Annotated in this window: 9 protein-coding genes; 4 read left to right on the forward strand and 5 right to left on the reverse strand. The window is 62.0% G+C overall.

What is annotated here, in order from left to right:
- Positions 1-46: 46 nt before the first annotated feature.
- Complete coding sequence (locus tag CAY82_RS19115; RefSeq protein ID WP_087502609.1) at positions 47-1915, reverse strand: LTA synthase family protein; 1869 nt, start codon at positions 1913-1915, stop codon at positions 47-49.
- 302 nt (positions 1916-2217) lie between these two features.
- Between CAY82_RS19115 and CAY82_RS19120 the strand changes: the two genes are divergently transcribed.
- Together CAY82_RS19120 and tadA are read left to right on the forward strand one after the other, a co-directional pair.
- Positions 2218-3600 carry a multicopper oxidase family protein gene (locus CAY82_RS19120; protein WP_087502610.1) on the forward strand — a complete coding sequence of 461 codons (1383 nt, stop codon included), beginning with the start codon at positions 2218-2220 and terminating at the stop codon, positions 3598-3600.
- A complete protein-coding gene (tadA, locus tag CAY82_RS19125; protein WP_087502611.1) occupies positions 3600-4079 on the forward strand; it encodes a tRNA adenosine(34) deaminase TadA in 480 nt (159 codons plus the stop codon). Before CAY82_RS19120 ends, tadA begins: the two co-directional genes overlap by 1 nt.
- 313 nt (positions 4080-4392) lie before the next feature.
- Here the strand turns inward: tadA and mltF are convergent, their stop codons facing one another.
- Positions 4393-5850, reverse strand: coding sequence for a membrane-bound lytic murein transglycosylase MltF (gene mltF, locus CAY82_RS19130; protein ID WP_087502612.1), 1458 nt, complete (start codon positions 5848-5850; stop codon positions 4393-4395).
- 302 nt (positions 5851-6152) lie between these two features.
- Between mltF and purL the strand changes: the two genes are divergently transcribed.
- Both purL and CAY82_RS19140 read left to right on the forward strand, forming a co-directional pair.
- Positions 6153-10049, forward strand: coding sequence for a phosphoribosylformylglycinamidine synthase (gene purL, locus CAY82_RS19135; protein WP_063911430.1), 3897 nt, complete (start codon positions 6153-6155; stop codon positions 10047-10049).
- A gap of 3 nt (positions 10050-10052) precedes the next feature.
- The gene (locus CAY82_RS19140) at positions 10053-10364 is read left to right on the forward strand and encodes an NGG1p interacting factor NIF3 (RefSeq protein ID WP_087502613.1); all 312 of its coding nucleotides are present in this window, start codon (positions 10053-10055) and stop codon (positions 10362-10364) included.
- Between the two features lie 103 nt (positions 10365-10467).
- Here the strand turns inward: CAY82_RS19140 and tatC are convergent, their stop codons facing one another.
- From tatC to tatA, 3 genes are read right to left on the reverse strand one after another with little or no spacing between them, the layout of a single operon-like run.
- Positions 10468-11229, reverse strand: coding sequence for a twin-arginine translocase subunit TatC (gene tatC, locus CAY82_RS19145; protein ID WP_087502614.1), 762 nt, complete (start codon positions 11227-11229; stop codon positions 10468-10470).
- Entirely contained in the window at positions 11226-11531 is a 306-nt protein-coding gene (tatB, locus tag CAY82_RS19150) for a Sec-independent protein translocase protein TatB (RefSeq protein ID WP_087502615.1), read from the reverse strand. Before tatB ends, tatC begins: the two co-directional genes overlap by 4 nt.
- Complete coding sequence (gene tatA, locus CAY82_RS19155) at positions 11531-11764, reverse strand: twin-arginine translocase TatA/TatE family subunit (RefSeq protein WP_063911434.1); 234 nt, start codon at positions 11762-11764, stop codon at positions 11531-11533. Before tatA ends, tatB begins: the two co-directional genes overlap by 1 nt.
- Between the last annotated feature and the right edge of the window lie 86 nt (positions 11765-11850).

Genomic DNA, 11850 nt, shown 5'->3' on the forward strand with positions numbered 1-11850 from the left:
AGCCCGCATAATTGCGGGCTTTCTGGTTCTTGTTCATTCAGATTGCTTATTCTTTTGGCTTTTTGGCAAATAGCGCTTTTTGGTAGACATTATAGGAAAGCAACCTGCTCTTCACCGCGATGAACTCATCACCCTCCACGCGCTGCGGGTGCTTTTCCTGCGGGTCATTCTCGATATCGTATTTGGTCAGGGTGTCCGAACTGAATTCGTATATGTATTTGTAAGGGTGCTCCACCAAGGCTGACGCCAGTTGGTCAAAGAACGTGGACATGAAGAATGTGCGTTTCCCATGTTCCCTCAACAAGCTGATGCCTTGGACAGACAGGGGCGACTCGGTCACGCCAAAGAAATCGGCGACCGTGGGCGCAATATCGATCTGGTGACTGGTCGTTGTGGCGGGTTTGGGCAGTGACTTTTCCTTGGTCCAGAAAATCAGGGGTACGGTCACTTCTTCTTCGTGCATGGAAGCGTTGTGAATAAAGAGACCGTGCTCACCAAACGACTCACCGTGGTCACCCACGAGCACGAATAATGTCGAGTCCAGAAGGCCTTGCTTGTCGAATGATGTCAGCATTTCAGCCAGCACGCTGTCTGTTCTGGCTATGCAGTCTTCATACTTTTCCAGTTCGCTCAGTAATGGGGGCCCTTGGCTGCATTGGTAGGGGTAGTGGGCTGCGCTTGGGAAGTAGAGTGCGATGAAACCCTTGCCATTCTTTTTTATCTTCTCCAGGTAAGAGATGCTGGACGAAAACAGCTGTTCATCACTCTCACCGAAGCTACTGGCGTGTTGTGAGCGATTCTCGGCGTGGGTGATGCCCGAAACTGCATAGGCATTCGATACGCCGACGGACTTCAGGAAGCCCTCCATGTTTTCGAATTGCAGGTACAGCGAGCTGAATGCGACGGCTTCCATGTTTTTCCTGTTTTTCAGTTCATGGATGACGCTGGGTTGTAGCAGGTACATGGCCTCTTTGATTTCAATATCTGGGTAGGCGTGCAGCCCCGTCAGGATCGCGTGGTAGCCTTTGGACGAGTGAGGCACTGATACGTACGCCTTGAAGAGCATGCCCTCCCGAGAGAGCTTATCGAAGGTGGGGTACCTCTCGGCGGTTTTGATGTCGGGCGCAAAAACGCTGTTCCAGCGCACCGACTCCAGAACGATGAAAACCAGATTCTTGAAGTCTGGCGTGGCGTGAGATTGAAGTTTTCGGATGTCGTTGACGCTGGTTAGCGGGTAGGCGGGTTGTTCGAATAGCGGCGGCGGTCTATGCGGAGCTGCATTCAAGGAAGTGGTGCTTCGGAGTGTTGTGACCAGCGGGCTGATGACAATATTTTTGTTAAGGTGATAGCGTGCGTCTTTGGCATGGATGGAACCGATTAGCAGGGCGCAGAGCACCAGCAGCGACGCCCAGAGGTTTATAGTGCGCGTGCGCTGTTCTTTATAAGCGATGTAGGTTGCCACTCCAGCGAAAGACCAGATCACCAGGTAAGCAAGAAAAAGTACAAAGACAATGAACCTGAATGTGTGCCCGAATCCGGCGACTTGCTTGAGGAACACCTCGGCCCCGGAGGTCAGGTTGCTTGCGTTTTGCAGGCTGTAGCTTATCAGTTGCCAGTCCAGTGGCTTCAGCCATAGCTGCCGAACACGCATGTCCACCAGCAGGAATAGCAGCAAGGCGCCTGAAGCGATGCTCAGCAGATAGAAGTTGAATTTGTTTCTGGTAATGGTGTTGGCGGCAATCACATAGAGGGCGACCACAAGCAGCACATCTTGAAGCAAGTACAGGGCAATATCGAGAACACCGGTCTCCACCCATCGGTAGGAGAAAAACTCGATCAGGATGATCTTCGGTGTCAGAAGAAGGCCTGCAGCGAGCAGGAGCGAAATATGCAGTAATGAATTCCTGTGCCACATGGTGTGAAACCTTCGCATTCACAGAGCAGGCGTCTTGTCTGAAGCGATAGGCGAGCAGAAGGCCGGCACCTGCGCACCCCGTTTGTTTGAACTAAAGCAGTCCACCTTGGATCGGGCAAGTCAGCCCGGGGCGTTAGTGTGGTACCTAGGGGGGGGCAGGCTGCCACTGGCGATTGCGGCCGCCTACCGGTCGTGCGACAAGACTTCACTTAATCTTTCGCAAATGCAGGTGTATCGTATTTGCCCTTCATCGCCAGCCCCTGCTGGCAGACTGATTGCGCAGAAATGAGGTACCCGCACCGATGTCCTTTACCCGTCGACAAATGCTCAAAGGCCTCACTGGCCTGGTTGTGGTAGGCCTGGGCGCCGCAGGCGCGGCCCGCTACTGGTTGGGCAAGGTCGAGGACGAGAACGCCGGGCACGACTACGAGCTTATTGCCGCGCCTCTGGATGTGGAACTGGTACCGGGTTTCAAGACCGAAGCCTGGGCCTTCGGCCCGTCGGCACCGGGTACCGAGTTGCGCGTGCGCCAGGGCACCTGGCTGCGGGTGCGCTTCATCAACCACCTGCCGGTCGAAACCACCATCCACTGGCACGGCATCCGCCTGCCGCTGGAAATGGACGGCGTGCCCTATGTGTCGCAGCTGCCGGTCAAGCCGGGCGAGTACTTCGACTACAAGTTCCGCGTGCCGGACGCCGGCAGCTACTGGTACCACCCGCACGTCAGCAGCTCCGAGGAACTGGGGCGCGGCCTGGTCGGCCCGCTGATCGTCGAGGAGCGCGAGCCGACCGGCTTCCAGCATGAGCGCACGCTCAGCCTGAAGAACTGGCACGTGGACGAGCAGGGGGCCTGGCTGCCCTTCAGCATTCCGCGTGAGGCCGCGCGCAACGGCACCGCCGGGCGCCTGATCACCATCAATGGCCAGGCCGATTCGGTCACCGAGCTGCCAGCCGGCCAGGTAGTGCGGGTGCGTCTGCTGAACCTCGATAACACCTGGACCTACCGCATCAACCTCAAGGGCAACTGTGAGGCAAAAATCTATGCCCTGGACGGCAACCCGGTAACCCCGCGCCCATTGGACGATGACTACTGGCTCGGCCCAGGCATGCGTATCTGCCTGGCTATCCGTATTCCCGAGGCGGGGGAGGAGATCTCCCTGCGCGATGGTTTCGTGCGCCTGGGCACCCTGCGTTCGGTGGCCAGCAATGACGCGCCGAGCGACTGGCCGCCGGCGCTGCCGCCCAACCCGATCGCCGAGCCGGACCTGGAGAATGCCGAGAAGCTCAACTTCAATTTCGAGTGGGCGGCGAAAGTCTCGGTCACTACGGACCAGGACAGGCCGTCGAGCATGTGGCAGATCAACGGTCAGGCCTGGGATATCACCGACAAGACCTGCGCCGACCGGCCGATCGCCACGCTGAAGCAGGGCAAGAGCTACATCTTCGAGCTGAAGAACATGACCCAGTACCAGCACCCGATCCACCTGCACGGCATGAGCTTCAAGGTGATCGGCTCCAACCGCCATGACATCAAGGAGCCGTGGTTCACCGACACCTACCTGCTGGGCAAGAACGAGCGCGCCCAGGTGGCGCTGGTGGCGGATAACCCGGGCACCTGGATGTTCCACTGCCACGTCATCGACCACATGGAAACCGGCCTGATGGCCGCGATCGCGGTGGTCTGATGCGCCCGCAGATCATCGATCGCAGTCGCGATCAGGAATTCATGCGCCTGGCCCTGGCCCTGGCCGCCGAAGGCGCGGCCATGGGCGAGGTGCCGGTGGGTGCGGTGCTGGTGCAGCATGGGCAGGTGATCGGGCAGGGCTTCAACCGGCCGATCATCGACAGTGACCCCAGTGCACATGCCGAGATGGTGGCCATTCGCGCGGCGGCGAAATTTGCCAGTAATTACCGGCTGCCCGGCAGCACCCTGTACGTGACCCTGGAGCCGTGCAGCATGTGTGCGGGGTTGATCGTGCATTCGCGGGTGATGCGGGTGGTGTTTGGCGCGCTGGAACCCAAGGCGGGGATCGTGCAGAGCCAGGGGCAGTTCTTCGGGCAGGGCTTCCTGAACCACCGGGTGATGGTGGAGGGCGGGGTGCTGGCGCAGGAATGCGGGCAGATCCTCAGTGACTTCTTCAAGGCTCGCCGGGCCAAGTCTTGACCTGTGCCAGCCTCTTCGCGGGTAAACCCGCTCTCATAGAACAACACATGACTCATTGGTTCAGTGAGGTTCTGTAGGAGCAGCCTTGTGCTGCGAAGAGGCCGGTACTGACAAAGCCTGTCTGTTGCTTGTGCCGGCCTCTTCGCAGCACAAGGCTGCTCCTACAAAGGACGCGTCAAACGAGCGATATTTGTTCTCTGCGCGACAGCGCAGCCCAAAAGGGCTGGGCGATCTCCCACAGGAATACCACTCTCTTCAAAACCAGTGATGTACCTGTGGGAGCGGGTTTACCCGCGAAGAGGCCGGTGCAGGCCTACATCGGCGGCGACTGCTCCGCCGGCTTGTCCTTGTTCACCCCGGGCACATGCAGGCTGCCCTCGGCCACCTGGCCTTCGAGCTGCGGTTGGGTCACCCAGGTGAGGATGTCGTAGTAGCGACGGATGTTGGCCACGAAATGCACCGGCTCGCCGCCACGGGCATAACCGTATTTGGTCTGTCGATACCACTGCTTCTGCGATAGCCGCGGCAGCATCTTCTTCACGTCGAGCCACTTGTTCGGGTTGAGCTTCTCGCGCTTGGCCAGGGTCCGGGCGTCCTCCAGGTGGCCTGTGCCGACGTTGTAGGCGGCCAGGGCGAACCAGGTGCGGTCCGGTTCCTGGATGCTGTCGTCGAGCTCTTCCTTGATCTTCATGAAGTATTTCGCGCCGCCCTGGATGCTCTGCTTCGGGTCCAGGCGGTTCGATACGCCCATGGCCTGGGCGGTGCGCTGGGTCAGCATCATCAGGCCGCGCACGCCGGTCTTGGAGGTGACCTCGGGCTGCCACATCGATTCCTGGTAGCCGATGGCCGCCAGCAGGCGCCAGTCCACCTGCTCGACCTTGGCGTAGCTCTTGAAGTGCTTCTCGTACTTGGGCAGGCGCTGCTGCAGGTGCTGGGCGAAGGTATAGGCACCGACATAGCCCAGTACGTCGACATGGCCGTAGTAGCGGTCCTTCAGGCGTTGCAGGGTGCCGTTCTTCTGCGCCTTGTCGAGGAACTCGTTGACCTCGTTGAGCAGGCTGTTGTCTTCACCGGCCGCCACCGCCCAGCGCTGGTCGCGGGTGTCGCCCAGGTCGAAGGCAACCCGCACGTTGGGGAAGTACACCTGGTTCATCGCCAGCTCGTTGGAGTCGACCAGGGTCAGGTCGATCTGGCCTTCGTCGACCATGCGCAGCAGGTCGACCACCTCGACGGCGTCGGATTCTTCGTACTCCAGGCCCGGGTACTGCTTTTTCAGCTCGGCCAGCTGGTCGGCGTGGCTGCTGCCCTTGAGTACCATGATCTTCTTGCCGACCAGGCCCTTGGCGTTGGTGGGGCGCGCACGGCCGTTGCGGTAGATGACCTGTGGGGTCACTTCCAGGTAGGGGTGGGAGTACCTCACCTGGGCCTTGCGCCGTTCGCTGGTGACCAGGCCGGCAGCCGCCAGCACCGGGCCGGAGGGCTTGCCGAGGCTATCGTACAACTCGTCGAGGTTATCGGCGGTCTCGATCTGCAGCTTCACGCCGAGATCCTCGGCGAAATGCTGGACCAGTTCGTACTCGAAGCCGGTTTCGCCGTTGCGGTCCTGGAAGTAGGTGGCCGGGCTGTTGCGGGTGATCACGCGCAGCACGCCATCCTCCTTCACGCGCTCGAGAGTGCTGGGTTTTTCAACGCAGGCACCGAGCAGCAGAAAGAGTCCGGTTGCGAAAAGCCATCTGGCGCAACGCTGGCGCAAAGCAGTGTGGGCGAACATAGGTTGCAGTATACGCAAAGGACTGGCCCAACCATATCTCGACAACTGTTAGCTTGTCTGGTAGCGGGTTCTGTGCTTTGGGGGCTTGCCTTTGGAGGTTCAGCGCCTGGGAGATCGAGCGCCGCGCGGGCGGCGCTCGATCTCCCAGGCGCTAAATCTCTAAAGGTAGGCCTCCTGAATTCTGACCCGCAAGTCCGGTTCCGCCGCCCGGCAGCCGTGGCTTAGAGCGGGTGCCGAAACCCTTCGAATTAGGCTAGAATGCACGGCCTCTAAGCACACCCCTTCCTGAGGCTGTCCCGACGATGTTGATCCTGCGCGGCGCTCCTGCCCTTTCTGCCTTTCGCCACGGTAAATTACTCGAGCAACTGAGCCAGAAAGTCCCCGCTGTTACTGGTTTGTATGCCGAATTCGCCCACTTCGCCGATGTCGACGGCGAGCTGACCGCCGACCAGCAGCAGGTGCTGGGCCGTCTGCTCAAGTACGGCCCGAGCGTGCCGGTACAGGAGCCGAGCGGCCGCCTGTTCCTGGTCGTGCCGCGCCTGGGCACCATTTCGCCTTGGGCCAGCAAGGCCAGCGACATTGCCCACAACTGCGGCCTGCAGTCGATCCAGCGCCTTGAGCGCGGTATCGCTTACTACGTTGCCGGCAGCCTGAGCGAAGCCGACGCCGAACTGATCGCCGCCGAGCTGCACGACCGCATGACCCAGCGCGTGCTCGGCCAGCTGGAGCAGGCCGCTGACCTGTTCAGCCATGCCCAGCCCAAGCCGATGACCTCGGTGGACATCCTCGCCGGTGGCCGTGACGCCCTGGCCAAGGCCAACATCGACCTGGGCCTGGCCCTGGCCGAAGACGAGATCGACTACCTGGTCAATGCCTTCCAGGGCCTCAAGCGCAACCCGAACGACATCGAACTGATGATGTTCGCCCAGGCCAACTCCGAGCACTGCCGCCACAAGATCTTCAACGCCAGTTGGGACATCGACGGCCAGGCTCAGGAAAAGAGCCTGTTCGGCATGATCAAGAACACCTACCAGATGCACAACGAAGGTGTACTGTCTGCGTACAAGGACAACGCCTCGGTGATCGTCGGCAACGTTGCCGGCCGTTTCTTCCCGAACCCTGAAACCCGCCAGTACGGCGCGGTGCAGGAGCCGGTGCATATCCTGATGAAGGTGGAAACCCACAACCACCCGACCGCCATCGCCCCGTTCTCCGGCGCTTCCACCGGTTCCGGCGGCGAAATCCGCGACGAAGGCGCGACCGGCCGTGGCGCCAAGCCCAAGGCTGGCCTGACCGGTTTCACCGTATCCAACCTGCGCATCCCGGGCTTCGAACAGCCTTGGGAGCAGGCCTACGGCAAGCCTGAGCGCATCGTCGATGCCCTCGACATCATGATCGAAGGCCCGCTGGGTGGCGCTGCGTTCAACAACGAATTCGGTCGCCCGGCCCTGACCGGTTACTTCCGTACCTTCGAGCAGGCCATCAACACCCCGCACGGTGAAGAAGTGCGCGGCTACCACAAGCCGATCATGCTGGCCGGTGGCATGGGCAACATCCGTGAAGACCACGTGCAGAAGGGCGAGATCACTGTCGGCGCCAAGCTGATCGTGCTCGGTGGCCCGGCCATGCTGATCGGCCTGGGCGGCGGCGCTGCTTCGTCGGTGGCGACCGGTGCCAGCTCGGCTGACCTGGACTTTGCTTCGGTACAGCGCGAAAACCCGGAAATGGAGCGCCGTTGCCAGGAGGTCATCGACCGCTGCTGGCAGCTGGGCGACAAGAACCCGATCGCCTTCATCCACGACGTCGGCGCCGGCGGTATCTCCAACGCCTTCCCTGAGCTGGTCAACGACGGTGGCCGTGGTGGCCGCTTCGAGCTGCGCAACGTGCCCAACGACGAGCCGGGCATGGCCCCGCACGAAATCTGGAGCAACGAATCGCAAGAGCGTTACGTGCTGGCTGTCAGCGCCGTCGATTTCGAGCGCTTCAAGGCTATCTGCGAGCGTGAGCGTTGCCCGTTTGCCGTAGTGGGTGAAGCGACTGAAGAGCAACACCTGACCGTAAGCGACAGCCACTTCGGCAACACGCCGGTAGACATGCCGCTCGATGTGCTGCTGGGCAAGCCGCCACGCATGCACCGTTCGGTTACCCGCGAAGCCGAGCTGGGCGATGACTTCGACCCGAGCAAGCTGGACCTGGACAACGCCGTTCAGCGCGTCCTCAGCCACCCGGCCGTGGCCAGCAAGAGCTTCCTGATCACCATCGGCGACCGCACCATCACCGGCCTGGTCGCTCGTGACCAGATGGTCGGCCCGTGGCAGGTACCGGTGGCCGACTGCGCCGTCACCGCCACCAGCTTCGACGTCTACACCGGTGAAGCCATGGCCATGGGCGAGCGTACTCCGCTGGCGCTGCTGGATGCCCCGGCGTCCGGCCGCATGGCCATTGGCGAGACACTGACCAACCTGGCCGCAGCACGCATCGAGAAGCTGTCCGACATCAAACTGTCGGCCAACTGGATGTCCGCCGCTGGCCACCCAGGTGAAGACGCCCGCCTGTACGACACCGTCAAGGCTGTCGGCATGGAGCTGTGCCCGGAGCTGGGCATCACCATTCCGGTCGGCAAAGACTCGATGTCGATGAAGACCAAGTGGAGCGACGAGGGCGTCGAGAAGAGCGTCACCTCGCCAATGTCGCTGATCATCACCGGCTTCGCCCCGGTCACCGACATCCGCAAGACCCTGACCCCGCAACTGCGCATGGACAAGGGTGAAACCGACCTGATCCTGATCGATCTGGGCCGTGGCAAGAACCGCATGGGCGCCTCAATCCTGGCCCAGACCTACGGCAAGATCGCTGCCCAGGCACCGGACGTCGACGATGCCGAAGACCTCAAGGCTTTCTTCGCCGTGATCCAGGGCCTGAACGCCGACGGTCACCTGCTGGCCTACCACGACCGTTCTGACGGCGGCCTGGTCACCACCGTGCTGGAAATGGCCTTCGCCGGCCACTGCGGCCTCGACCTGCACCTCGACCCGCTGACCGACAGCCGTGGCGACGTACCGGCCATCCTCTTCAACGAAGAGCTGGGCGCGGTCATCCAGGTTCGCCAGGATGCCACTCCGGACGTGCTGGCACAGTTCAGCGCCGCTGGCCTGGGTGAGTGCGTCGCGGTGATCGGCAAGCCGATCAACAACGGTGAAGTGTCCATCAGCCTGAACGGCGAAGTGCTGTTCGACGACGACCGCCGCATGCTGCAGCGCCAGTGGGCCGAGACCAGCTACCAGATCCAGCGCCTGCGTGACAACGCCGACTGTGCCGACCAGGAATTCGACCTGCTGCTCGAAGAGGACAACCCGGGCCTGTCGGTCAAGCTGGGCTTCGACGTCAACGACGACATCGCCGCGCCGTACATCAAGAAGGGTGTGCGCCCGCAAGTGGCCATCCTGCGCGAGCAGGGCGTCAACGGCCAGGTCGAGATGGCTGCCGCCTTCGACCGCGCCGGCTTCGCTGCCATCGACGTGCACATGAGCGACATCCTCGCCGGCCGGGTCGACTTCGAAGCCTTCAAGGGCCTGGTCGCCTGTGGTGGCTTCTCCTACGGTGACGTGCTGGGTGCCGGTGAAGGCTGGGCCAAGTCGGCGCTGTTCAACAGCCGCGCCCGTGACGCCTTCCAGGCCTTCTTCGAGCGTACCGACAGCTTCGCCCTGGGCGTGTGCAACGGTTGCCAGATGATGTCCAACCTGCACGAGCTGATCCCGGGCACCGAGCACTGGCCGCACTTCGTGCGCAACCGCTCGGAACAGTTCGAGGCGCGCGTGGCCATGGTCGAAGTGCAGAAGTCCAACTCGATCTTCCTGCAGGGCATGGCCGGTTCGCGCATGCCGATCGCCATCGCCCACGGTGAAGGCCATGCCGAGTTCGCCAGCGAAGAAGCACTGCTGGCAGCCGACCTGTCCGGCTGCGTGGCCCTGCGCTACGTCGACAACCACGGCAAGGTCACCGAAGCCTACCCGGCCAACCCGAACGGCTCGCCGCGTGGTATCACCGGCCTCACCAGCCGCGACGGTCGCGTGACCATCATGATGCCGCACCCGGAGCGTATGTTCCGTGCCGTGCAGAACTCCTGGCGCCCGGATGAGTGGCAGGAAGATGCCGCGCTGATGCGTATGTTCCGTAACGCGCGGGTGTGGGTGAACTAAGGCGTGTACAAGCTCGCCTTCTTCGTCCCCGCCAGCCATGTCGAAGTGGTCAAGGCCGCTGTGTTCGCCGCTGGTGGCGGGCGCATCGGTGACTATGACCACTGCGCCTGGCAGACCCTGGGCCAGGGCCAGTTCCGCCCGTTGGACGGCAGCCAGCCGTTCCTCGGGCAGGCCGGTCAGGTCGAGGTGGTGGAAGAGTGGAAGGTAGAGCTGGTGGTGGCTGACGAGCTGATTGCCCAGGTCGTCGCTGCACTCAAGCAGAGCCACCCGTACGAGACGCCAGCCTACGAAGTCTGGCGGCTCGCCGAGTTCTAGACCGCATCAAGGCAATTCGCGGATAAACCCGCTCCCACAGGGATCGCACAACCTTCGGGTATTGTGCGATCCCTGTGGGAGCGGGTTTATCCGCGAAGAGGCCCTACAATCCAGCCACAATCTCCTTGCCCTGCCCGGGTCGCTTCAGCCACCCACAAGCCAGCAACCCCACCTCGAACAGCACCCACATCGGCACCGCCAGCATCGTCTGCGAAAACACATCCGGCGGCGTCAGAATCATTCCCACCACAAAGCAGCCTACGATCACGTAGGGCCTGCTGCGCCGCAACGTAGCCACATCGGCCAACCCCACCCAGACCACGATAAACGTCGCCACCGGGATCTCGAACGCCAACCCGAAGGCCAGGAACAGTGCCAGGATAAAGTCCAGGTACTGGCTGATATCGGTCATCATCGCCACGCCTTCCGGTGTCACGCTGGCAAAGAAGCCGAACATCATCGGGAACACCAGGAAGAACGCGAAGGCCATGCCGGCATAGAACAGCACGATGCTCGACACCAGTAGCGGCAGGGCAATGCGCCGTTCACGGCGGTACAGCCCCGGCGCCAGAAAGCCCCAGGCCTGGTGCAGCAGCAGCGGCATGGCCACGAACAGCGCGCACATCGCGGTCAGCTTGAACGGCGTCAGGAACGGCGAAGTGACGCTGGTGGCGATCATGCTCGCGCCTTCCGGCAAGAAGCGCCGCAGCGGTTCGGAAATCAGCGTGTACAACATCTGTGCGAAGGGGAACAACCCGGCGAACACCAGTGCCACCAGTGCCAGGCAACGCACCAGTCGTTTGCGCAGGTCGCGCAGGTGTTCAGTCAGCGGCATGTTGGCCGCCGGGTCCATGGTAATACTCATGAAGCGTTTTCCTTAGGGGAAGCGACCGTGGCCGCATCATTGGCCGGCTCCGCGTTCAGGGTGATGCCCTGGCGGATCTCCTGCTCCAGGCGCTGCAAAGGCGCACTGTCGAGATTGGGGAGCTCGACAGCGCGCAGTTCGATCTCCCGCTCCACCTGGGTGCGCAGGGCGTGCATGGCCCTGCGCGCCTGGCCCAGGCCGCGCCCGAGGGTGCGTGCCGCCACCGGCAAGCGCTCCGGGCCCAGCACCAACAGCGCGACGATGCCGACCAGCAGCAACTCGCTGAAGCCTACCTCGAACATCAGGCCTGACGGTCCGCTTGAGGCTGTTGCGTGGCCTGGCCAGCCAGCGGGGCCTGCTGCTGTACGTGCGCCTGGCCAGGGGCGTTGGCGTCATTGTCGCCGCCCATGGACTTGCGAAAGCCCTGGATCGCCTCGCCCACATCGCTGCCCAGGCCCTTGAGGCGCTTGGTACCAAACAGCAGGAATACGATCAGCAGTACGATCACCAGTTGCCAGATTCCAATGCCACCCATTGCGACCACTCCTGTAAGGTCATGAAAAGGAAGGGCAATCCTGCCTCGCGTAGATGACGTGCACATGACGAACGGTCACTGCCATC

Origin of the sequence: Pseudomonas sp. SID14000 (assembly GCF_002165135.1) — a bacterium.
GTDB lineage: Bacteria > Pseudomonadota > Gammaproteobacteria > Pseudomonadales > Pseudomonadaceae > Aquipseudomonas.